Annotated in this window: 20 protein-coding genes and 1 pseudogene; 11 read left to right on the plus strand and 10 right to left on the minus strand. The window is 69.5% G+C overall.

The genetic code is table 11. The features are described from left to right. The first annotated feature begins 801 nt into the window (after positions 1 to 801). Both DN069_RS29985 and DN069_RS29990 read left to right on the plus strand, forming a co-directional pair. Positions 802 to 2,010: an alpha/beta hydrolase family protein gene (locus DN069_RS29985; RefSeq protein ID WP_111506288.1), complete on the plus strand. Its 1,209-nt coding sequence runs from the start codon at positions 802 to 804 to the stop codon at positions 2,008 to 2,010. A gap of 331 nt (positions 2,011 to 2,341) precedes the next feature. Beyond that, positions 2,342 to 3,571 (plus strand): IS110 family RNA-guided transposase, encoded by a 1,230-nt coding sequence (locus tag DN069_RS29990; protein WP_111506346.1) that lies wholly within the window; start codon positions 2,342 to 2,344, stop codon positions 3,569 to 3,571. Between the two features lie 125 nt (positions 3,572 to 3,696). Here DN069_RS29990 and DN069_RS29995 read toward each other — a convergent pair whose 3' ends face one another. From DN069_RS29995 to DN069_RS30010, 4 genes are all read right to left on the minus strand, one after another. Next, positions 3,697 to 4,896: a serine hydrolase domain-containing protein gene (locus tag DN069_RS29995; protein WP_111506290.1), complete on the minus strand. Its 1,200-nt coding sequence runs from the start codon at positions 4,894 to 4,896 to the stop codon at positions 3,697 to 3,699. A 1,942-nt stretch (positions 4,897 to 6,838) separates the two neighbouring features. Continuing rightward, complete coding sequence (locus DN069_RS39560) at positions 6,839 to 7,126, minus strand: hypothetical protein (RefSeq protein WP_133260083.1); 288 nt, start codon at positions 7,124 to 7,126, stop codon at positions 6,839 to 6,841. A gap of 252 nt (positions 7,127 to 7,378) precedes the next feature. Beyond that, complete coding sequence (locus DN069_RS30005; RefSeq protein ID WP_111506294.1) at positions 7,379 to 7,636, minus strand: hypothetical protein; 258 nt, start codon at positions 7,634 to 7,636, stop codon at positions 7,379 to 7,381. Then, on the minus strand, positions 7,633 to 7,950 hold the full coding sequence (locus DN069_RS30010) for a hypothetical protein (RefSeq protein WP_111506296.1): 318 nt from the start codon (positions 7,948 to 7,950) through the stop codon (positions 7,633 to 7,635). The genes DN069_RS30005 and DN069_RS30010 overlap by 4 nt, the downstream gene beginning before the upstream one ends. Before the next feature lie 570 nt (positions 7,951 to 8,520). Here DN069_RS30010 and DN069_RS40455 point away from each other — a divergent pair. Together DN069_RS40455 and DN069_RS30025 are read left to right on the plus strand one after the other, a co-directional pair. Further along, on the plus strand, positions 8,521 to 8,697 hold the full coding sequence (locus DN069_RS40455) for a hypothetical protein (RefSeq protein WP_165845704.1): 177 nt from the start codon (positions 8,521 to 8,523) through the stop codon (positions 8,695 to 8,697). Between the two features lie 759 nt (positions 8,698 to 9,456). Then, positions 9,457 to 9,660: a cold-shock protein gene (locus DN069_RS30025; protein ID WP_111506302.1), complete on the plus strand. Its 204-nt coding sequence runs from the start codon at positions 9,457 to 9,459 to the stop codon at positions 9,658 to 9,660. Positions 9,661 to 9,910: 250 nt separating this feature from the next. On the opposite strand, the gene DN069_RS30030 is transcribed toward DN069_RS30025, so the two are convergent. Both DN069_RS30030 and DN069_RS30035 read right to left on the minus strand, forming a co-directional pair. After that, positions 9,911 to 11,281 carry a cytochrome P450 gene (locus DN069_RS30030; protein ID WP_111506304.1) on the minus strand — a complete coding sequence of 457 codons (1,371 nt, stop codon included), beginning with the start codon at positions 11,279 to 11,281 and terminating at the stop codon, positions 9,911 to 9,913. Positions 11,282 to 11,528: 247 nt separating this feature from the next. Next, entirely contained in the window at positions 11,529 to 12,236 is a 708-nt protein-coding gene (locus tag DN069_RS30035) for a DUF899 family protein (RefSeq protein ID WP_111506306.1), read from the minus strand. A 174-nt stretch (positions 12,237 to 12,410) separates the two neighbouring features. Between DN069_RS30035 and DN069_RS30040 the strand changes: the two genes are divergently transcribed. Both DN069_RS30040 and DN069_RS30045 read left to right on the plus strand, forming a co-directional pair. Further along, a complete protein-coding gene (locus tag DN069_RS30040) occupies positions 12,411 to 13,016 on the plus strand; it encodes a DUF1326 domain-containing protein (protein ID WP_111506308.1) in 606 nt (201 codons plus the stop codon). Next, the gene (locus DN069_RS30045; RefSeq protein WP_111506310.1) at positions 13,017 to 13,790 is read left to right on the plus strand and encodes a DUF2182 domain-containing protein; all 774 of its coding nucleotides are present in this window, start codon (positions 13,017 to 13,019) and stop codon (positions 13,788 to 13,790) included. It abuts the gene before it with no gap. 173 nt (positions 13,791 to 13,963) lie between these two features. Here the strand turns inward: DN069_RS30045 and DN069_RS42960 are convergent. Continuing rightward, a pseudogene (locus DN069_RS42960) lies at positions 13,964 to 14,269 on the minus strand (transposase); the annotation flags it as partial. A 63-nt stretch (positions 14,270 to 14,332) separates the two neighbouring features. Here DN069_RS42960 and DN069_RS30055 point away from each other — a divergent pair. Continuing rightward, positions 14,333 to 15,913: an alpha/beta hydrolase gene (locus DN069_RS30055; RefSeq protein ID WP_111506314.1), complete on the plus strand. Its 1,581-nt coding sequence runs from the start codon at positions 14,333 to 14,335 to the stop codon at positions 15,911 to 15,913. Between the two features lie 384 nt (positions 15,914 to 16,297). On the opposite strand, the gene DN069_RS30060 is transcribed toward DN069_RS30055, so the two are convergent. Further along, positions 16,298 to 17,530 (minus strand): cation:proton antiporter domain-containing protein, encoded by a 1,233-nt coding sequence (locus DN069_RS30060; RefSeq protein WP_111506316.1) that lies wholly within the window; start codon positions 17,528 to 17,530, stop codon positions 16,298 to 16,300. Between the two features lie 164 nt (positions 17,531 to 17,694). Next, positions 17,695 to 18,561 (minus strand): MerR family transcriptional regulator, encoded by an 867-nt coding sequence (locus DN069_RS30065; RefSeq protein WP_111506318.1) that lies wholly within the window; start codon positions 18,559 to 18,561, stop codon positions 17,695 to 17,697. A gap of 131 nt (positions 18,562 to 18,692) precedes the next feature. Here DN069_RS30065 and DN069_RS30070 point away from each other — a divergent pair, with 131 nt between their 5' ends. The 4 genes from DN069_RS30070 (at position 18,693) to DN069_RS42965 (ending at position 20,971) form a co-directional block, all read left to right on the plus strand. Next, complete coding sequence (locus DN069_RS30070) at positions 18,693 to 19,058, plus strand: nuclear transport factor 2 family protein (RefSeq protein WP_111506320.1); 366 nt, start codon at positions 18,693 to 18,695, stop codon at positions 19,056 to 19,058. Positions 19,059 to 19,179: 121 nt separating this feature from the next. Then, positions 19,180 to 20,151 carry an alpha/beta hydrolase fold domain-containing protein gene (locus DN069_RS30075; RefSeq protein WP_243639922.1) on the plus strand — a complete coding sequence of 324 codons (972 nt, stop codon included), beginning with the start codon at positions 19,180 to 19,182 and terminating at the stop codon, positions 20,149 to 20,151. Between the two features lie 175 nt (positions 20,152 to 20,326). Further along, the gene (locus tag DN069_RS30080; protein WP_111506324.1) at positions 20,327 to 20,743 is read left to right on the plus strand and encodes a YybH family protein; all 417 of its coding nucleotides are present in this window, start codon (positions 20,327 to 20,329) and stop codon (positions 20,741 to 20,743) included. 6 nt (positions 20,744 to 20,749) lie between these two features. Continuing rightward, a complete protein-coding gene (locus DN069_RS42965; protein ID WP_424556343.1) occupies positions 20,750 to 20,971 on the plus strand; it encodes a LexA family protein in 222 nt (73 codons plus the stop codon). Positions 20,972 to 21,184: 213 nt separating this feature from the next. Here the strand turns inward: DN069_RS42965 and DN069_RS30085 are convergent, their stop codons facing one another. Beyond that, positions 21,185 to 21,538: a hypothetical protein gene (locus DN069_RS30085; RefSeq protein ID WP_111506326.1), complete on the minus strand. Its 354-nt coding sequence runs from the start codon at positions 21,536 to 21,538 to the stop codon at positions 21,185 to 21,187. Positions 21,539 to 21,674: the final 136 nt, after the last annotated feature.

Consider the following 21,674-nt stretch of genomic DNA (forward strand, 5'->3'; position numbering starts at 1 on the left):
GCCATTAGAAACCGCGTCTTAGGGAAGGCCCCCAAGGCAACCCCGATGGATCGCACACCCGGATCTCAGGGTCGGATGTCTTGCCGAGCAGGCCGCGATGGTCAGCGAGCCCCAGGGAAGGAGATGTTCCGGCAGAAGGGTGGGAGCTGTGTGTGGACGATCACGCAGTTCCCGGGGCTGGGTTCACGGGGATCCCGAGCCTCCCGGGTGGTGGTCGCGTCATAGCTGGGGTTCGATCCGGACGCGGCGGACTGGCTCTTCGTCGAGTAGGACTGGTCGATCATCTCAGTGGCGATCTCGTCGGTCCCGCCCTTCGGCACGTGAAGCGTGATCAGGTACGCGCGGAGAGCGCCGCTGGCCCGCTTCGGGGAGGGTCGCGAAGCCGGGGATCTAGGAACTGCGGCATCGGGTCGCGCGCGAAGGCGGGTGCGACGGCCCGGGCGATCTCCTTCGCGGAAACCTCTTCGTGGCCCGTCAGAAACAAGGCTTGTGCGGCACACGCACACCGCCGGAGGTCCACTGCCGCAGTCCTGCCACCCGGTCGAGCCAGTCCGTGACCGGCGATGGTAGCCGGGGCCCGACCGGCATGACGTCGAACCTGGAAGGGCAGGTCTCAAGGGGTTGGGATGACGGCTGGATCCGCCACGGATACGTGAGCTGGGCCTGTCCCTGTTCCCGGCACGAAGGCAGCCTGCACGGGCCGTCATCAGGCCGGTTTCCGTTCCCAGCAGGACAACGCTCTCGGTCCGGGATCAGGATGGAGTGACGGGGGGTTCTCGATCGTCCGGCAGGAGCAGCCCGATGCTGAGATTCTTCGATGACCCCCTCTTTCAGATGTTCAGCGAGCGGGCCATGTGTGTGATGACCGGCAACGCCTCCGAGTACGGCGAGGTGGCAGCGACAGCCGAGCGCATCACCGACGGGGACAGGGACGCCTGGCACCGTGAGTGGAGCGCCACCGCTGACCAGGTCCGAGGCTGGGCCGAGGAGAGTCTCGCTCGGGGCCACCGGGTCAGCGCCGCAGAGGGCTTCCGCCGCGCGGCCACCTACGACCGGATCGCCTTCTACCCCCTCTACGGCTCCCCGGTCGACCCGCGCCTCGCCGCCTCCTTCGAAAACGAATGCGCCGATTTCGCCCGCTTCGCGCAGCTCCAGCCCAGCCCTGTCCTCCAGGTCAAGGTGCCCTACGAGGGCACCGACCTCGACGGCTACCTCTGCCTCGTGGACGACGCCGGCGCCCCCCGACCGACCCTGATCGGGGTCAACGGGTACGACTCCACGGTCCACGAGATGTACTGGTCCCACGCACAGCCGGCGCTGCGCCGGGGTTACAACTGCCTCCTCGTCGACGGGCCCGGGCAGGGCGCCGCGCTGATCCGCCAGGGTCTGCACTCGCGTCCTGACTGGGAGGTCGTGCTGCGCGCCGTGGTCGACCACGCAGTGAGCCGACCGGAGGTGGATCCCTCCCGGCTGGCGGTGATGGGCTGGAGCCTGGGCGGCTACTACGCGCCGCGCGGCGCCGGCGGGGAGCACCGGATCGCCGCGCTGATCGCCGACCCCGGTCAGCTGGACCTGCTGGAGGCCGCCCGGGCGAGGCTGCCCATCCCCGGTGAACTCGTGGACCGGCTGCCGAATGTCGATCCGGCCGAGCTGGAGCCGTACCTCACCCCGCTGCTCCAGCACCCGGTGGCACGCTGGCAGCTGGGGCAGAGGGCGGTGTGGGTGCACGGTCTGAGCAGTCTCGGTGAGTACCCCGTCGTGCTGAGCGACTACAACCTCCACGGCGTGGTCGGACACATCTCCTGCCCAACCCTGGTCACCGTGGCCAAGAGCGACCCGATCGCCGCCCAGGCCGAAACCCTGTACGAGGCGCTGACCTGCCCCAAGACCCTGGCCCGGTTCACCGCCGCGGATGGCGCCGACGGCCACTGCGAGGTCTGGAACCGATCACGCCTCACCCAGGTCGTCTTCGACTGGCTCGACGAGGTCCTCGACCACCGGACCGGCTGAGCAGAGCGACAAGCCTGGAAGCCCCACAAAGGACTGCCTTGTCGCATCACGCTCGTGGTCGGGGTGGTCGGGGTGGTCGCCTAATGGGCCTCGTCGGGCCGTGAGGGAGACTACGGTCCGTAGCCGCCAGCGGGTGAGCACTTCGTTCGCCGGAGCCGTTCAAAGCTCTGCTGTCAGACCGTGCCCCCGCTGGTCGGCCGGGAGGCCTGACTTCTGATGGGATGGCGTGCCCGCCGAGCGGTTCGGCGTGAGCACTGGATCCATTAGGGCGACAGCCGTGCCTTCCGCTGGCTGCGCAAGGTCCTTACCAAGGCGAAGGGTTGGGGTGCTGGTGCTGTTCATCGGCGACGATTGGGCCGAAGACCACCACGATGTGGAATTGCAGGACGGGACTGGCCGCAAGCTCGCCACCGCGCGAGTGCCGGAGGGCGTTGAAGGGATCGCGAAGCTGCACGCTCTCGTCGCGCGGCACGGCGGCGAGGAGCCGATGCCCGGTCAGGTGGTGGTGGGGATCGAGACCGACCGGGGTCCATGGGTGCAGGCGCTGATCGCGGCCGGCTACCGGGTCTACGCGGTCAACCCCAGGCAGGCCGCTCGGTTCAAGGAGCGGTACGGCACCTCGGGGGCCAAGAGCGACAAGGGTGACGCCCACGCGTTGGCTGACATGGTCCGCATCGACCGTGACCAGCTTCGGCCGATCGCCGGGGACAGCGACCAGGCCCAGGCCGTGCGCGTGGTCGCCCGCGCTCACCAGACGCTGATCTGGGAGCGGACCCGCACCTTTCAGCGGCTGCGGAGCACGCTGCGTGAGTACTTCCCCGGCGCGCTGACCGCCTATGCGGGCCTGGAGCTGACCAGCACCGATGCGATGGAACTGCTGGTCAAGGCCCCCACGCCCGAAGAGGCCGCCAGGCTGACGAAGCCGCAGATCACCGCGGTCCTAGCTCGTCATCGGCGCCGCGACCGGGACCAGAAGGCCGCCGCGATCCAGGCCGCGCTGCGCGAGCCACGGCTCGGCCTGCCCGCGCCGGTCGCCGCCGCCTACGGTGCGGCCGCGATCGCGCACGCGAGGCTGCTGATCGCGCTGAACGAGCAGATAGCCGTGCTGGAAGAACAGGTGAGCGCGCATTTTCTCGCGCACCCGGACGCTGAGATCTACCTGTCGATGCCGGGCATCGGTGAGATCACCGGTGCCCGGGCGCTGGCCGAGTTCGGCGACGACCCCACCCGCTACACCACCGCCAAGGCCCGCAAGAACTACGCCGGCACCAGCCCGATCACCCGTGCCTCCGGCCGGACACACGCCGTCCAGGCCCGCTTCGTCCGCAACAACCGGCTGGCCGACGCCTTGCAACGCCAGGCGTTTTGCTCACTGCAGCGATCACCCGGCGCCCGCCGCTACTACGACAAGCAGCGAGCCCGGGAGCTGGACTACAACCCCGCCTTGCGCCAGCTCGGCAACCGCCTCGTCGGCATCCTCCACGGCTGCCTCAAGACCCGCACCCTCTACGACGAGGCCACCGCCTGGTCACATCATGCGACCCTCCCAGCCACAGCTTGACGCCGCTACGGCATGGGATGTCTGACAGCACGGCTGCTCCTGCTGGTCTCCGCTGACCTCGGGCGGAGCCGGAGGGAGCGCTTCGCCGCCACCGTCCGGGCCGGAGCAGGCACAGTGCCGGATGCTCAGCCCGTGGCCGGGAGGTCGTAGACGTGACCGGGGGTTGCGATTTTCGTGATGGCGTTGGCGAACAGCGTGCTCGGCTCGGCGCCGTTGTGCAGGATGTCGGTGTTGAGCAGGACCACCAACGTGGCGTGCTCCTGCGGCAGGTAGACCGTCGCGCTCTCGTAGCCGGGAATCGAGCCGTTGTGTCCGCGCCAGCCGTTCGTCTCGAACAGGCCTAGTCCGTACCCGGCGCCGGGGAAGCCTGCGGGGATGAACTTCACCCGCTCCGCCTGGGTGGCCGGGGAGAGCAGCGTTCCGGTGGCGACGTCCTTGGCCCAGAGGCGCATGTCGCGCAGGTCGGAGATCATCGCACCGGCCGCCCAGGCGGCGCTCGGGTTCCACTTCGTGGAGTCGGCGACCGCGCCCGTGAGCGTCTGGTCGGTGTAGCCGTGCGCGTGCGGCTTGCGGAACTCGGCGCCGAAGGGGAAGAACGTGTGGTCCAGGTGGGACGGTTCGAGGATCCGCTCACGGACGAAATCGGCGAGCGGCATCCTGCCGAGCTTCTCCACCAGCAGGCCGAGCACGACGTAGTTGGTGTTGGAGTACTGGAACTTCACGCCTGGAGCGGTGGGGTGGTGGCGGAAGGCGTACGCCAGGAGCTCCTGCGGGGTCCACTGGCGGTACGGGTCCGTGAACAGCGCCTTGTCGAAGTCCGTGTCGGCGGTGTAGGGAAACAGGCCACTGCGCATCTCCAGCAGCTGGCGGACGGTGATGTGGCGTCCGTTGGGGATGCCGTGGAGGTAGGCGGCGATCGGGGAGTCGAGCTTGACCAGGCCCTGGTCGACCAGTTCGAGGACGGCGGTGGCGGTGAAGGTCTTGGTCTCGCTGCCGATCCGCAGGTACAGGCCGGGCCACATCGGCATGCCGGTCGCCTTGTCGGCCACCCCGAACGACCGCACGTAGTCGCCTCGGCCGGGGAGCGTCAGCCCGACCGTCACGCCGGGCGTGCCGGTCTCCTTCATGACGCTCTCGATCGCCTTGTCGAGGCGGGCGACCAGGGCGTGATCCGGCGGGCAGCCCTCCACCGACCGGGCTGTGGAGTGGGTGGCCCGTGGCGCGGCCTGGACCGACGGCGCGGCCAGGACGGTGGAGCCGACAGCGGTGAGAGCGGCCAATGTGACGGCCAGTCGGCGGGCGGAGGCACGGCGCAGCGCGGGCATGGGTACCGTTCTTCCATTGAGGTGGCCTTGCCAGGCATCATCGCTGTCAACCCCGCGTCAAACGGCGCACTCCCTGGGGCATCGGTCCGCGAGTCCACCCGTCTGGACCCGGTCCGACCCGCGGAACGCGGGAGGGCTCGCAACGCAGGCTTCATTGGGTGTCCATGGCGAACGCGCCACTCTCGGCCTCAGGACCGCCGGCTCGACCGGGTGTACGACAGCCAGGCCCGACCATGAGATCGACACGTCGGTGCCGGCGTCGATCCGTCCGACCACTGCCTACGTCGCCCCTCTCCGGTTGCGATCGTCCAGGACGGCTGTGGGCTGCCGCCGAACAGTGGTGACTACCTGTCGGTCCACGCGCTGACCGTGCGGGGCGGCGACGAGGAGATCGGCGTCGACCTGACCCGGCTGAGCGCCAGGAGTAGACCACCAGAGATCCCGTCATGCCGTACTGGCATCAGTGGAGTTCAGCGCCTCCGGGCTGGCGCTCCCACACAACGACGAGCAGTTCAGGCCTTCTTGGTCCACGTCCGACGCTGTGCGCCGAATGGGGATTCCTGGCAGTGGCAGACGTAGCTTGATCGGGCAAGGGACCCAGGCGGTCTGGCGTCAGCGCTGAGGCTGAACACCGGTTGCTGACCATCACGGCGTACTGCTACCGCGACATCATGACCCGGCGAGCGGCAAGTTCGAACTCCTTGGTGGGAACAGCCGGCTCATGATCACGCACACGGCTTCGGGCATCCGTGGTCCGGCACAGCGCAAGGCTCGCCGCGACCCGTCGCGACAAGCAGCCAGACGCCGTGTCCCGCGGCTCAATGATTGAGAGTCGCGGGACACGATGGGCTAATCGGCTGGGCGAGGCGTCGGTGCTGGTGCCGCTGGCGACCTCGGCGGGGAACGAGCAGGCGCACAACGCCGCATACGGTCGTGCGACACCTTTGACCTGTGCTGACGTCAGAGAAGCCCCCTGGGGGCTGATGCTTGCGACACCTGGCTTTGACGCCGCGCCAGTTGTCGTGCCCGGCGGCCGTTATCGAAGCTGCCGCGGGCGCCCGGGTCCGCCGCTCCGCGCCGCGTGCCCTGGGTGGACGGCGCCCCAGGGGCGCGCCGCTTTGCGGGGTTCTTGGTGTGTCGAAGTCCCGGACTCGTTCTGGTCGGGTCCGGGCCTTCGACGTGCCAGCACGCGCTTCCGGCACAGACACACCTTGCATCACGATCCGGCAGGAGGTCGGACGACGACGCCGACGATCATCGGAATTCCCCAGGTACAAGGAAGACTCGAGGATCGCTCTCGCGTGGGTGCGGCTCGGCCGGCGCCATCTGTACCGGCTTGGACGCCCCGTGAGACCCAGCTCAGTGGGGTTCGAGATGGGAACAACCCCTCCGATGCCGATGGCTGCTCGCCGGTCCTCCGCACCGGAGCGGTCGGCCCGCAGACAGCGTGATGAGGTCGTGCGCCGACACGCGGGTGCTGCCATTCCTCAGCAACAGTGTCCCGATCCTGAGGGAGGATCCGATCTCTGATCCCGCTGACAAGTGCCGCCAACATCCGCCGCATCTACGGACCGGAGAAGGAGGCGCTTGGCGTGCTCGCCATCGAGATCGAGCGCGTCACCGGCAAATACTGACGCTGACGGAGTACCGAAGGGGAAGGACCTGCTGAGACCGTCCCCTTCGTCAACCATGTCCTGGCCGGCCGTCGCGCCATGCTGTCCGTGGCCGCCGTGGCGGGAGGATGCGGGTCTTCTACGGTAGGGCCGGGCACTGACACTGGGCGGCTGGGGCTGCTTGAGCGTCCCCACTTGGCGTGTTCGGCGCCCTCTGGAGGCCGCTACGCTCCCTGCACTGGTCCGAGCAGCCAGTCGCCCCGGTGCGTGACCCTCACCCGCGCGCCGGGGCCTTGTTCGGCTCGATCGTCGCCGCCCGGCCGTGAAGTTCAGCCCGCGCGCCGCGGGGTCCGCTTCTTCAGCGCGGTCTTGTTCGCCGGCGCCGCTGCCGCCTCCCGCTGGGCCTGCATCCCCGCGTTTGAGGCCTTCGGCGCAGCCATGAGGTCCACGACGGGCGCCCCCCTGGCTGCGGCGGGCTCGGCTTCGTGCGGTTGGATTCCTTGAGGCGGTGCCTGCTGATGTGCGTCGAGGGCGAGTTCGTGGAGCGCGTGGGTCTTGTCGAGCGGTCCCTGGGCGAACGGGCGGCAGAGGAGTTCGAAGCGGTTCAGCTCAGGCACGGGTTCCTCCTCGGGTGACGGTGAAGGTGCCGGCGTTGCCGCAGGGGGTGAGGATCAAGCCGCGGGGCTCGTACAGGTCGGCGTACACGGTGAGCGGGTGGTCGTGCAGGAACCGAGCGGCGCCGTCGCGGACTCGCCGTTCATCCTCCCAACGGTGAACGCGCCGAGGTCGAGCGGCGGAGGCATCGGGGCGAGCGGGTCACCGATCCGCTCATACGTATTGAGGAACCGCATCTGCCCTCCCGCCAGCCATCACTGCTCCTCGTCCAGCGGATATTCCAATTCGACGTCACGGGCCTGGTCCCGAATTGAGTCGACGGTGGCCGGTGCGTCGTCCCGCCAGTCGTACCGCCACCACCGAGCGACTTCGCGCACGAACCCGAGCAACGCGATCACAACCGCGACGGCGACCATCCCGAACCCAGCCACCAGCAGTGGCACTTCTCGGTCGGGCACGCCAGCGGCGGCGATCAGCAGGCCCGACCAGAACAGGACCGACCGGACGGTCACCGCGCAGCCCCCTTCGCGTCGTAGCCTCCAGCGTAGTTATCCAGGCTGCCGCCTTCGCCGCAGTGCTGGTCGAGCGGGGTGCCGGTGCCCGCGTGGAGCCTGTAGTCGTCGAGCAGACCGTCGACGGCGTTGTACGTGGCGGTGTGCCCCGAGCAGGCGTCCCGCTGCTGCTTGAGCCACCCTTCGAGGTAGTCGCCGCGGCGCGGGAGCAGGTCGGGTCCGTCGCAGGGGCTCAGGTTGGAGTGGGCGGGGCTGCCGCAGCCGCAGCGAATGCCGTTCTCGCCATAGGTGATGGAAGCGTCGACGAAGTTCATGAAGGTTTACTTTTGCGGTAGTTGATACGCATTTGGATAAGCCTAGTGTCCCATGAATGGGTGATCGTTGGGCGGATTCCGCATGCCCTGCCCGCCCAATTTCCCCACGTCAGCTCGCCTTTCGCGCCCCCGCCGCAAAGCCGCTTGTCTGTGCCCTGCGAGGCGATCTCGCCGTGAGCACCCATCAAGACCTGGGGACATGCCGTGACTGCGGCCAGCACAGCGATGACCGGCACCTGGGCGACCGCTGCGACGCCCTGCGCCCGCGACCGGGAGCAACGGGACCTGGCCGCCGCCGTCGCGGCGCTCCGCAAGGCGATCCGACACCGCACTCGACTGCTGGCTGCTGCTACGTCATCACCCCGGCCTGGAGCGTCCTGGCCCACGAAGCACTCACGCACGCGCGGGAGGCGTACGCCGCCTGGCACGAAACACCGTAGGGCACCGACGCCTCGTCACAGTGGGCCTGGACGACCGGCCGCAGCCCTGTCGCGCATCTCTGCTGCGCCTCAGGGTCTCGTTTCGGCCGCCGCCGCTCGCTGCGCGCTGGGCGGGCGTCGGCCTGTGCTCGTGCGCGCGAAGGTCGCGTCTTCCTGGGTCACCGAGCGGTGGGCGAAGGCCAACACCACCGGCGCGCTCGCGGCCACCTCCATCGACTTTGCCGCCGGCTGGTGGCGCCTCGCCTACGGCGGCGACCTCACCTGCGCCCCGACCGCGTCGGCGCAGACGTGGGTCACCGCCAGGTGAAACGCCTGCGGTAGGGCCAGGTCGGCAGGAACTGACCCGGCATCGCGCCGGGAACGGCTCGAGCCCTCGGCGCCGCGGGCCACCAGCCCCACCGGCGTGGCGCTCCATGCCACGCCGGTACTCCTCCTGCGCCGTCGTGGAGTGGCTACTCCGCCTCCCCTGGGGGCCGTGCACCGCCGTGCCGGCTAGGCCGCCCGCCGGGCCCTTGCTGGACGCGCTCGCCGCCGGCCGGGCCATCGCCGTGGTGTGTGTCGAAGTCCCGGACCCGTGCACGGAGTCCGGGTCCGGGCCTTCGACAGTGCCAGCACGCGCTTCCGGCACAGACACACCTTGCATCACGACCCGGCAGGCGGTCGAACGACGACGCCGACGATCACCGGAATTACCCAGGCACACCTCACTCTCGCGGATCACTCTTGCGCGGGTGCGAGCAGCGGTGCGGTCGCCACAGCTGCCCTGCCGATCGAGGCCGACTACGACTACGTCCACGGGGACGTGCTGATCAGGGTCAGCCACCATGTAACGCCTACGCAGGCCAAGGCGTACGAGGCATTCGCGAACACCCTGCCGTAGTCCAGCCGCGAGGTTGGCCGGCTACACGGAATGCGGACACCCCGTAGTCAGGCGATCACTCTCGCTGTACGGTTCTGCCCGAACGCGCTGTGCCGAAGTTGCCTCACCGCAGACCCGAGGACCCAGAGCGATCACACCCAGGGGTACCCGGATAGTGGGTCCCCGCGATCCCAAGTGGGAGACAGCATGGCTCAGGGCACCGTGAAGTGGTTCAACGCCGAGAAGGGCTTCGGCTTCATCGAGCAGGCCGGGGGCGGCCCGGACGTCTTCGCCCACTACTCCGCGATCACCGGCAACGGTTACCGCGAGCTCGTCGAGGGCGAGACCGTGACGTTCGACGTCGAGCAGGGCCAGAAGGGTCCGCAGGCCGCGAACATCGTCCGCGGTTGACCACGGGAACGCCGATGGCCCCGCTGGCTTCGTGCCGGCGGGGCCATGGCGTGTCGACCGCCGAAGATTGACGGGAGAAAGACGAGAGCGGCCGCGATGAAGATGCCGCTCGCGCGGCCGGCAGTTGCCGGCGGGTGGGCCGCCCACCCGCCGCTCCTGACCAGCGGCAGTCCATTTTTGTCCGCACGAAGTGCCTTCCGGCGAGCTTCGTTGGCACGCCGGCCGAGCCCCCGCTTGTTGTGGGCGCGCCTCACCGATCGGTCGGGGCGGTGCGGTCGTGGAGAGTGGCATGCAGCGGCGCGGCCGGCTGAAGCTGCAAACCGGCCTTGGGCGTGACCGTCTCGGGATCGACGTCAAGGTGGAAGCGCTGGGCGAGCGTGGCGAGGACGAGCGTCATTTCGACGAGGGCGAAGCGGGCGCCGAGGCAAGTGCGGGGGCCGCCGCCGAAGGGGAACCACGCGTGCTCGGGCACGCTTTCCGGTCGCTCCATGTCCCAGCGTTCGGGGCGGAAGACGTCGGGATCGGGAAACCAGCGTGGGTCGCGTTGTGTGGACCATGGGCTGCACCAGATGGTCGTCCCGGCCGGAATCGGCGTCCCTCCCAGGGTGACGCCGTCCCGCGCAGTCCGGGGAGGAAGAACCCACGCGGGCGGGTAGAGCCGCAGGGCTTCCTTGATGACCTGTCTGGTCCAACTCAACTGGTCGTAGTCGTCGTAGGAGGGCATGCGCCCGGCCAGGACACGGTCGAGTTCTGCGGTGAGCCTGCCCCGGACGTCCGGGGAGGCGGACAGAAGGTACCAACACCATGTCAGTGCGGTGGATGTGGTCTCGTGGCCGGCGCCCCAGAGCGTCACGGCCTCGTCGCGTACCTGTCGTTCGGTCAGCCGATTGCCGTCCTCGTCCCGGGCCGCGAGCAGCCTGGCCAGCACGTCCTCCCCGTCATCGGCCTCGCGCTCTGCCTCCTGGCGGGCGCGGATGAGCCGATCGATCTCGCCATCGACCGTTGCGACCGCGGCGAGCACGCGCCGCCGCGCCGGGGTCCGCACCCAGGACGGAGTGAGAAGCCCAACACCGCGCAGCTCGGCGCTGAGCTCCCGCCCGACCACCGCCATTGCGTCGCCGAGTTGGCGATCTCGGCCCCCGAGGTCATTTCCGAAGAGCGAGCGGACCACGATCCGCTGGGTGAGCAGGCTCATCTCCCGCTGCACGTCGATCCGCTGCCCGTCCTGCCAGCTCTCCGCCACAGTCACGGCGCACTCAACCATCGTGGCGGCGTGTCCGCGCACCTGACGGGGACGGACGGCCGGCTGAACAAGACTCCGCTTGCGACGCCAGTCGGCACCCTGGCTACGGATGACGCTGTCCCCTACGAGCTGCTTGAACACCCAGCTGACGTCGATGGGCTGGTAGAGCTTCTCGTCGCCGGCAAGGAGTTCGGCGATGTGCTCGGGGTGCGAGAGCAGCATCATCGGCATAGGGCCGAGCGACCAGGTCACCACGTCCCCGAAGTCGTCGCGCAGACGGACGAGAAACGCCAACGGGTCTCGCCCGAAGGCGGGAAGACTGCCGAGGAGCGGAAGCCCACGAGGACCGGTGACGGGAACGAAAGGGATAGCAGGCACATCCGGCCAACGACCCGGGGATCGAACGGTTGCGACCCATGCTCCGGACCAGGAGTTCGGAGAAATGCCGCAGCCGAGAACGCGCAGGCAGCGCTCGCCGACTTCCGCGTGGCGGTCGGCGCGTACCCCTCGGTCGATGAGCTGGCAACGATCATGCGACCGGTCTTTTGCACGTTCGGTGCGCGCAGTAACCCGTCACTCGTTCGTGTGGCTCGGTCTTTGGCCAGGGTCATCCCGACCGCGCAACTCAGGGGTACTCCAGTTCGGGCCACCAGTCCTGGCCGCGGCCCTCGGGGCCGCGGTCGAGTACGGACCAGAGCGGCCACATGAAGTCGACGTGGCGTGGGTTCTGACCGGGCTCGGGTGGCACGAACCACAGTTCGCTGCTCCAGGCGTGCCGTATGGCGCCGTCCCGGCGGGTGAAGACCGTCGCCATCGCGCACTGGTCGGCGTCCGATGTCTCGGCCAGGTAGTCGCGGTTGTAGGTGCTGTGTGCCGACGACAGAAGCCGGGCGCTGCGCCAGCCGCGTCGCTGCCCGTGGCCTCGCAGGCGCTCGATCGGGGCCTTGGCCGCGACAGCGAACGCGATGCGCTGGCTGATGTGCGGGACGGCTCCGTCTATCCCGTCGATGATCGAGGTGCAGAGTGGGCACGGCGCCTCCAGCGGCGTGCCCGTCTCGCCCGGATTGAACATGTGGCTGTACAGGAACAGGGTCTCGTGCCGACCGAAGAGCGCGGACATACGCACTTGGCGGGGAGCCTGCGTCTGTTCGTCCCACTCCTCGAAGATGTAGTCCGTGGAGACCTCGCCTCCCGGCGGCAGCCCCCGGCGCAACTGTGCCACGGCTTCGACCTGCCGGCGCAGCGCGACTTCGGCCTCCAGCAATCTCTCGCGCGCGGCCCGGTATTCCTCGCTTTCGCCCGGGAACCGCGGTCGTGGCGCTTCGGTTGTCATGGGACCGCTCCTTCCGGAAGGCGCCTCGCCTCCAGCAAATCACCGATGCCGGGCGGACGCCGAACGGCGTGAGGCGAGGCCCCGGGCCGACAGCTATCGCGCCTTGCCCGGTGATCGTCAGGAGCGGAGAATGAGGGACCGGAAGTGTGCCTCGGGAAGAGGAAGGAGCTTCCGATGGCGTGGCGGATCGAAGGGACGTATTTCGAGAACTGCAATTGCAATATGGTGTGTCCCTGCTCGACCTCCGGTCTCTCGGCGCCGGCGGACTACGACCGGTGCCGGGTGGTCCTGGCGTTCCACGTCGCCTCCGGCCAGGTCGACGACGTCGACGTGAGCGGCCTGACGGTGGCGGTGGTGGCCGACACTCCGCCGCTCATGAGTGAGGGCGGCTGGCGGATGGGTCTGTTCATGGACGAGGCGGCCTCGCCGGAACAGGCGGAGTCGCTGGGGGCGGTCTTCTCCGGTCAGCGGGGCGGTCCGATGGAGGGCCTCGGGCCGCTGGTCGGCGAGATGCTCGGGCTGGAGGTCGCCCGGATCGAGTACGTCGATGACGGCCGCACCCACCGCGTCCGGATCGGCGATGCGATCGATCTCGAGGTCGAGGACTTCGTCTCTCCCCTGGACGCGACCGGAAAGGGGATCAGGGTCAGCGGAGTGGGGTTCCCCGCGGACACCCTCGCTGCGGGAACCGCGACCAGGTCGCGGGTGAACGCGTTCGGCCTCGAGTTCGAGAACGAGGGGAAGAACGCCTTCTCGGCACCGTTCTCCTGGGCGGCCTGAATGTCGCTACCGCAGGCCCGACGGGGCGTCGTCCCGGCGAGCTGGGCGGCTCTGCTCACGGCTGCCGCGCTGGCCTGGGTCCTGACGTTGCGCAGCTCGTCCGGGATGGCGCCGGGGCCGGGCACGATGGGGCGGGACCTGTGGGGATTCCTGGCCCTGTGGGGGCTGATGATGGGCGCGATGATGCTCCCGGCGGTCGCGCCCGTCGTCGCGCTGTATTTGCGGACACTGCGGGCCCGAACGACGGGGTGGACGCGCGCGGGGCGCAGCGCCGGTCTGGTGGTCGGGTATCTGTGCGCGTGGGAGGCCTTCGGCCTGGCCGCGTTCGGCGCGGCCTGGGCCGGTGGCGAGCTTGCCGCCAGGGCGCCGGGTGCCGCGCCGTGGGTCGGCGCCGTCGTGCTGGCGTGTGCCGGGCTGTACCAGGTGGCCCCGGTCAAGGACCGCTGTCTGCGTCACTGCCGCTCCCCGCTGGGCTTCTTGTTGCACTTCGGCAACTACTCCGGGAGGCTGCGCGATCTGCGGGTCGGCCTGTATCACGGCGGGTACTGCGTCGGCTGCTGCTGGGGCCTGATGGTCGTGCTGATCGTGGTCGGAGTGATGAACCTCGCCTGGATGGCAGGTCTCGCCGCCGCCGTGTTCGTGGAGAGGACGTGGCACCACGGCAAGGCGTTCAGCGTCGCCCTCGGCCTCGCCCTGATCGGCTTCGCCTGCTTCGTGCCCTGGAACCCGGGCCTGGTCCCTGGGCTCCATCTGCCTCCGACCATGCCCATGTGAACGCTCACGCGCGGACCATGGTGGTCAGTTCGGACACGTGGGCGGTGACCAGCGGCTCCGGTGGGGCAAGCCCTGGGCCAAGGGGAATGCGGCAGTGTCGAGTTCGTGGCTGCGAGATCGAGGGCGGCGGCGCTGAGGACGTGGGCCAGCCCGGTCCTGGCCAGGCCCCGGTAGCGGTTGGTGCGGATCCCGGTGGTGTGAACGGCCTGGTGGATGGTGCCTTCGACGCCGGCGCGGCGGCCGTAGCGCTGCCGCCATCCGGGGGTCTCCTGCTCGGCGCGTTGCTGCTGGAGCAGTTCATGCTCCTCGCGCGGGTGCAGGGTGAGGCGGCGGGTGAAGCCGCTGATGCACAACTCGCGGTTCTTTCGTCGATCACCCTGGTCCGGTTCGAGGCCCCGGCGTGACGGGGCGGAGCCGAGCGAGGCGGGTGCACCAAGCGAGTGGGTTGCGGACCGGGATCGGCGAGGCGTCGCGCTCATCGCCTGCTCGCGCCCCAGGCTGGCGTAGGCAGACTGGATGCTGAGCCGAGGATCGGCCGAGGGATGACTACTGGGACCGCCCCACCGTCCCTGCGGGCTGCTCGATGGGGGCGGCGCGCGGGGCTGGCCGTCGCGGCCGTTCTCGCGTCGGTGGCCGCAGCCGCGTGCACGTCGAACGGCGCGAACGACGCCGAAGCCGATGCCGGGTACCGGCCGGACGCGATCGCCTGGACGAGCTGCAGTGGACTGGGCAGTGAGTTCCAGTGCGCGCGGGTCCCGGTGCCGCTGGACTGGAGCCGACCGACCGGCAGGCAGATCGAACTGGCCGTCATCCGTCGTCTCGCAAGCAGACCGGACGCGCGCATCGGGTCGATGTTCGTCAATCCCGGCGGTCCGGGCCAGAGCGGTGTCGGACTCGTACGGGACTCGGGAGAGGAACTCGACACATTCGGCGACGGACGCTTCGACGTGGTGGGCTGGGACCCCCGCGGCTCGAACGACAGCACCCACGTGGAGTGCTTCACCAGCAGCGATGAGCAGGATCAGTTCTGGAAGGGCGTGTCGATCCCCAGCACCCCTGCGGAATCGGTGGCGTACCAGCGCAAGGCCGAAGAGCTGGCGTCCCGCTGTGCCAAGCTCACTGGAGACCTGCTCACGCACATCTCCACCGCGGACACCGCCCGCGACCTCGACCGGCTCCGCGCCCTGGTCGGCGACCCCGAGCTCACCTACGTCGGCCTGTCCTACGGTTCCATGATCGGCCAGACCTACGCGAACCTGTTCCCCGGCCGGGTGCGGGCGATGATGCTTGACGGCATCGTCGACACGGTGGCCCAGACCACCAGCATGGAGGCGAACATCACCAGCGCCGTCTCCTCCACCGACGAGGTGCTGGCCCAGTTCGAAGCGTCGTGCCAGCAGGCGGGCCCTGGGCACTGCGCGCTCGCCGGTCACGGCGACACGGTCGCACAGCGCATGACGAGGCTGTTCGCCGCCGCCCGCAGGACGCCGATCCCCGCGCGCCACGCCAACCCGCCGGGCGTGCTCACTTACGGCGACCTGCAGGTCTCCACATTCACCCCGCTGCGGTCGCCGCTCACCTGGCCCGCCTTCGCGAAGGACCTCGAGGCCGCAGTAAGCGGCGACGCGTCGAACCTGAAGACAGCGGCAGCGGCCCTGCAGGCACCCGAGGTCTTGGGCGTCGGCGCGACGACCTCGTCGGCGATCTCGTGTGCGGACGCCGCGGCCCGCGTCCCGTCCTCTGCCTGGACCCGACAGATCGCCGACTTCACCGACACCAGCAAGCTGTGGGGCACGGTGCTGGGCTGGTGGCTGTGGTCGCCGTGCGCCTCGCACTGGCCGTCCCCCGACGCCGATCGCTACACCGGACCGTGGAACGCCAGGACCAGAACCCCGATCCTGCTGATCAACGCCCGCTACGACCCGGCCACCGGATACCGAAACGCCCAGGCAGCCCAGCGGCGACTCGGCAACGCCGTGCTGCTCACCTTGAACGGCTACGGCCACCCCAGCTACCAGGTGCCCAGTAAATGCGTCGACGAGGCGAGGGTGCGCTACCTCGTCGATCTCGTCACCCCCGCCAACGGCACTGTCTGCCAACCGGACCGGACGCCCTTCGGGTAGGCCACCGCTGCGGCTCGCAGTCCAGGTCGGAGTCGCGGAGAGGCAGGGGGCCCGGGATTTCTTGCGCCCGGCCTGCTGGTCCTCCCCTCCGGACGGCCGACGCGAACAGGGACGGCAGGGGGCCGGAGCGCCCGCGCCCCGGCCCGATGAAGGTCTGTCACCACGGGACACCGACACGGGCACTCGACGCGCTGAGCAGGCGGTGTCGCGGACTCGACCGCACAAGACATGCCCTCTTTGCCGATTGACCGACCATCGAGAGCAGTCACGCCCCCGAAGTCCGCCTGTCTCAAGCCGACGCCGCCTGAGGCGCCGCAACCCCGACGGGGGATCCACAACACTTGACGATCACTCTCGTCCCGCGGGTGTCACAGGAATTCGCGGCTAGCCGCGTGCTCCGGCCGCTGTCGCCGTCCTGGAGCGGGCTGCCGCGTATCTGGCGGCCAGGGGGCCATAGGTGAGTCCGTGCAAGGCCAGGCTCATCACAACCGTCATCGTCATCACCTGGCCGACCAGGTCGGCGTCGTGGGGGTCGGTGTCGGCCAGACTGATGAAGGCGAGCAGGCCGAAGACGATGGAGGCCAGGCCGCGGGGGCCCAGCCAGGCCAGCAGCCAGCGGTCGGCCCAGTCCAGCCCGCTGCCCGTCAGGCAGAGCAGCACCGGCCCGATTCGCACCACGGTCAGTGCCAGGAGGGCGTAGACCACGACATTCGCGTTGAAGTTGCCCGTGAACGCCGTGGTGACCACATCGCCGAAGACGAACCACAGTGCCAGCGAGAGCAGGGTTCCGAGGTCCTCGACCAGATGCAGTGCCTTGTGCGGCAGGGCGCGGGAGGCCGGCGTGAAACTGAGCCCGGCGACAAAGGCAGCGACGAAGCCGTTTCCGTGCACCGCGTTCGCGAGCGCGTACGCGGCCAGTGGCAGAGCCACGATCCCCAGGCGTACGGCCGACTCACCCGTCCACTTCGCCCGCCAGGAGCGCCGCAGCAGCCAGCCGCCTGGCCCACCGACCAGGAAGCCGGCGGCCAGAGCCCACAGCAGAGCGGTGAAGGCCGCGCCCACCTCGCCCGTGGACTGGTGCGCAGGCTCGCTGTGCGCCTCGAAGCCGGCCAGGCACAACAGGAACACGGGGGCGACGATCCCGTCGTTCAGCCCGCTCTCGACCGTGAGTACCGCGCGCAGCCCCGAGGGCAGACGTGAGTCGCGGATCAGCTCGGCCGCGGGTGCCAGATCGATGGGCACGGTCACCGTCGCGAACAGCGCTGCCAGCCACCACCCGCCCGAGGGGAAGAGCAGCTTCCCAAGCAGGACGCCCACCGCCAGCGTCAGCGGCAGGGCCCAGGCCACCAGCCTGGTCAGCAGACTGCGTTGCTGGTGGATCGCCCCGGCGGGTACCTCGTTGGCGTCGACGAACAGCAGGACGGCGAGGATGAACTCGACCGCGTGCTCGGCGTTCGAGGTGGTGAGATGGATGCGCACCAGGGGATGCGGCCCGACGGTCAGCGCGACCCCGGCGGCCGTCATCGCGACCGGTGCCGTGACGCTCCACCGCGCCAGGCGGCCGGCCACGAGCGACCAGACGAAAAGTGTGGTCATCGTGACTGCCAGCGCGATCACGCGCGCACCTGTCTCTTCCTTCTCGCCACCGGTGAAGCGTGCTGCCGATCCTAGATGGCGCGACCGCCGGCCCCGCGCAGCGGCGCGCGCCAGCCTGCCCGACCGGCCACCTGACCGACGCTGTCGCCGCTGACCACCCACGACCCGAGGACCGTGCAGGTCTTCTACCGATCGTCGTTTGCGACCGTGGGCGCGTGGGGGTCGGGGGCCGGTCCGGTGTGGAAGATGGGCCAGCAGATCTCGGTGCGCCACTGGGCTGTGTCCGAGCTCTCGCGGCGTCCGACGGGGTAATACTCGCGAATAGGGCCGTCCACGGCCAGGGCGTGCTCAGCGACGTAGGCGCCCAGGGTCCCGTAGGCCAGGTCGATGTTCGAGTGCGGGCCGCGGTGCACGATCGTGGCAAGCTCCACCGCCGGAATGACCAGCGCGTCGACCCGGCCCATCGGGCGCAGCGGCCCGGTGCACGGCACAAAGATCGTCGCCGGTCCGCGCTCGTGCGTGAACAGGTCGGTGCTGAAGATCCCACCCGCAGGTCCTTCGGAGGCGAGTCCCTGGGCGTCGAGCATGGCGTAGATCTCGCCGAGTGCGCCCTGGTACCAGGTCAGCGCCTCGGTGACATCGACGGTCTCGGTGATCGCGGCCGCGGGCGTGGTGGGGACGCTGCGGCGCCCGATGTCGGCGCGGGTGCCGCCCGGCGGGCGTGTGAGCAGGTCGCGCAGTGAGGTGACGGCGTTCTGGGCGTGGGTGAGCTGCTGTTCCATCTGGTTCAGGTGTGCGGCGATCAGGGTGTTGCGTGTTTCGAGGTCGGGGGCGGCCAGCACTTGCGCGACCTGCTCGACCGGCATGTCCAGGGCGCGGAAGCGGCGGATGATCTGCGCGGTCGGGATCTGGGCGGTGGTGTAGTGCCGGTGGCCGGTGTGCCGGTCCACCTCGTTGGGCTCAAGCAGCCCCACGCGGTGGTAGTACCGCAGCGTCTTCACGCTCAGGTGCGTCGCGCGCGCGAAGTCCCCGATCGGCAGGGTGGCGTCCATACCCGTCACTGTCCCACCTCCCCTTGGGGGAGGTGCACGGGCACGCGCGTGTGTTGCACCTCCCTGAAGGGCACCTCGCAGGCTTCTTTCGAGGCGGTCGACCGTGCCGCCGTCCTGGAAGGAGCACGTGCATGACTGCCGTTGCGTCCCTGCCGCCCGTCGTCGCCGAGTACCTGGCGGCGGTCAACGCCTTCGACCTCGACCGGATGGTCGCCGCCTTCGCCGAGGACGCCTACGTCAACGACGCGCGCCGCGAGATCAGCGGTGTTGACGCCATCCGGCGCTGGGCCGAGAAGGAGATGATCGGCGACCACGTCACGATGGAGGTGCGCGAGGTCGTCGAGCACCACGGCGACACGATCGTTCGGTCCCGCTACGACGGCACCTACGACAAGACCCACCTGCCGGCCGAGCTGGTGATGTCGGACTACTTCAGCGTGCGCGACGGCAAGATCGTCAGCCTCGCCGTGATCCGCAACCAGCCATCGCCGTACTGAGCGATCCCGCACCTGACGTGCCCCGATATCGACCGCCCACGCCACAACCCACGGCGCATGCAGAGCTCCCCACCCTGTGTACGCCGCTCGGCCGCCTCCCGCTGGTCTCTCTGCCCCTCCCGTGGAAAGCGAGCACCACCGCGTGAACTACACCCTCGACCCGGAACTCGTCCCCCTCCTGGCCGCCCGCACCGAGCAGGCAGCTGGGGCACCCGCCCGCGAGCGCGGGGACTGGAAGTCGATTCGCGAGGCCGGCAACCTCGGCCAGGCCGCCATGGCGGCCCTGGTCCCCCCGGTCACCGGGATCAAGACCGCTACCTACTTCGCCACGGCGCCCGACGGCGCCCGGATCGAACTGCGCTGGTACACCACCGGCGAGAGCACGGCGCCCGGCCCCGCCGTGGTCTACGCCCACGGCGGCGGCATGATCCTGGGCGACCTGGACGCCTACGACACCCTGCTCTCCTGGTACGTCGCCCACAGCCGGGTGCCGTTCCTGTCCGTCGGCTACCGCCTGGCCCCCGAGGCGACCGGCATCATGCTCGCCGGGGACGTCTTCGCCGGCCTGACCTGGCTCACTGACCACGCGCACGAACTGGCCGTGGACACCGGACGCATCGCGGTGATGGGCGACAGCGGCGGCGGCGCACCCGCCGCGGCCACCGCAATCTTGGCGCGGGACCGGCACATCCCCCTGGCTCGGCAGATCCTGGTCTATCCGATGCTCGATGACCGCAACCAGGGCCCCGACCCGGCCCGCGAACCCTTCCTGACCTGGACCTACGACGACAACTACACCGCCTGGAAGGTGGTGCTCGGCGACACGTTCGACACCGCGGATGTCTCCCCGATCGCCGCACCGGCCCGCCTGACCGACTTCACCGGACTGGCCCCGGCCTACATCGACACCGGTGACCTCGACATCTTCCGCGACGAGGACATCGCCTACGCCGCGCGCCTGGCCGCCGCGGGCGTCCCCGTTGAACTGCACGTCCATCCCGGCGTCCCGCACGGATGGGACCGCCTCGCCCCCCGGTCCGGGGCCGCCCGACGCGCCTTCGCCGACCGGATCCGCACCCTGGCGGCCCTCTGAGTGGCCAACTTTTCGGGGAACCCCCCATGTCCAGCGCTGACGGCATGCCCTGGGCAGCGGAGCTACCCTGAGGGGAGATCCCCTCGCCGGGCTGGGTCTTGCACCTCCCCTGACGGCACGCCGCAGGGTTGTCCGTAGCGGCCGATCAGGGCCGCGAGATGAAGGGAGCAAGGTCATGACGACGACCGAGCAGGACAAGGAAGCTATCATCGCCATCGTCCGCGAGATGGCGGACTCGATCACCGGCGCGCAGAGCACCCGGCACTGGGCATCCGACGTGCTGTGGTTCGACATCCCCCCGTTCGCGTCCAGGGGCGTCGCGCCGGCGCGCAAGTTGTTCGACGACACGTTCGCCAAATTCGAGTCCTGCAAGGTCGAGATCCTCGAACTGGACGCGAAGGTCAACGGGGACATGGGCATCGTCTGCACGGTGCAGAGCACGAACATCGTGCTCAAGAACGGCTCCACCAGGCACGTCATGGCCCGGCAGACCGACTGCTTCGAACGGGGCGAGAACGGCTGGGAACTGATCCACCAGCACGCGTCCGTCCCGGCAGGCGGCGAGTGGGACGGCAAGATCACCACGGCGTAGGGCCGGATCCTCGACGGCGACACCGTCGCCTTCCGCGCCGCCCAGGCCGCCGACCATGGCGACATCATCCCAGCCCTGGTCGACGAGACCGAAGCCACCGTCAAGCATCTCCACCACGGAAGTCGGGGCGGCTCCTGGCTCAGCCGGCCAACGACGCCTACCAACCCCATCCCAGCGAAGGACACCAGGATCCTCGGCACGGTCATCGCCGTGCTCAGGCGGGTGTAGCGGCCAGCGAGCGGTGTTTTCGAGGCCGCGTCCGGCGTCAGCCCGGTTCGCGAAGGAGCAGTCTCGGGGGAGTCGCCCTCAATCGTGCACTTCATTGCGGGGCGACTCGACCGCAGCCACCCCTCGCTCGACCTCCGGCGTCACTGGGTCTGCGGGTTGCCCTGCGCTGCCATGCCCGCAAGGTGTCTGGCATCGGCACCCCACCCGAACCCGCTACTGCCCAGCCGGAGTGGTGAAGATGTTGACGAGCGAGGCCACGGCGAGGACCGGGGGCAGGAAGGCCACGAGGAGGCGCCCGTTGCGGGGCGTCCAGTAGGCGGGAAACCACTGAAGCACCCCGGTGACCGCCGCGGCGGCGATCAGCCACTCGGACCGGGTGAGCGCCGCGAACGTGTTGGGGCAGTCAGCCGCCGAGTTGCACGGGTCAGTGGACATCACCGAGAACATCCAGAAGAACACAGCGATCGGAACCAGGACTCCGGTGACGACCGTGGAGATGATCGGCTCCTGCCACCACTCCGCGGTCCGGCGGGCAGTGCTTGCACCGTGTGCGGCTGTCTCGTTCACCCCACGATTCTCGCTGGCTGCGGGCGCGAGAACATCCGTATCCCTACTCAATTCCCGTGGGTGGTGTGACAGGTGTGCCGTGCGGAACGGCTTGGTTCAGATCCGATTAACGCGGCGAAAATCGGGTTGCCGTTCC

The sequence above is a fragment of the Streptacidiphilus pinicola genome (genome assembly GCF_003258295.1).
Lineage (GTDB): Bacteria > Actinomycetota > Actinomycetes > Streptomycetales > Streptomycetaceae > Streptacidiphilus > Streptacidiphilus pinicola.

What these genes read in the sequence shown, in the direction of transcription:
- DN069_RS29985 (WP_111506288.1), top strand. Translation starts at nt 802, where the DNA reads ATGCTGAGATTCTTCGATGACCCCCTCTTTCAGATGTTCAGCGAGCGG.
- DN069_RS29995 (WP_111506290.1), bottom strand. Translation starts at nt 4,896, where the DNA reads ATGCCCGCGCTGCGCCGTGCCTCCGCCCGCCGACTGGCCGTCACATTG.
- DN069_RS30010 (WP_111506296.1), bottom strand. Translation starts at nt 7,950, where the DNA reads ATGAACTTCGTCGACGCTTCCATCACCTATGGCGAGAACGGCATTCGC.
- DN069_RS30025 (WP_111506302.1), top strand. Translation starts at nt 9,457, where the DNA reads ATGGCTCAGGGCACCGTGAAGTGGTTCAACGCCGAGAAGGGCTTCGGC.
- DN069_RS30035 (WP_111506306.1), bottom strand. Translation starts at nt 12,236, where the DNA reads ATGACAACCGAAGCGCCACGACCGCGGTTCCCGGGCGAAAGCGAGGAA.
- DN069_RS30040 (WP_111506308.1), top strand. Translation starts at nt 12,411, where the DNA reads ATGGCGTGGCGGATCGAAGGGACGTATTTCGAGAACTGCAATTGCAAT.
- DN069_RS30045 (WP_111506310.1), top strand. Translation starts at nt 13,017, where the DNA reads ATGTCGCTACCGCAGGCCCGACGGGGCGTCGTCCCGGCGAGCTGGGCG.
- DN069_RS30055 (WP_111506314.1), top strand. Translation starts at nt 14,333, where the DNA reads ATGACTACTGGGACCGCCCCACCGTCCCTGCGGGCTGCTCGATGGGGG.
- DN069_RS30065 (WP_111506318.1), bottom strand. Translation starts at nt 18,561, where the DNA reads ATGGACGCCACCCTGCCGATCGGGGACTTCGCGCGCGCGACGCACCTG.
- DN069_RS30070 (WP_111506320.1), top strand. Translation starts at nt 18,693, where the DNA reads ATGACTGCCGTTGCGTCCCTGCCGCCCGTCGTCGCCGAGTACCTGGCG.
- DN069_RS30080 (WP_111506324.1), top strand. Translation starts at nt 20,327, where the DNA reads ATGACGACGACCGAGCAGGACAAGGAAGCTATCATCGCCATCGTCCGC.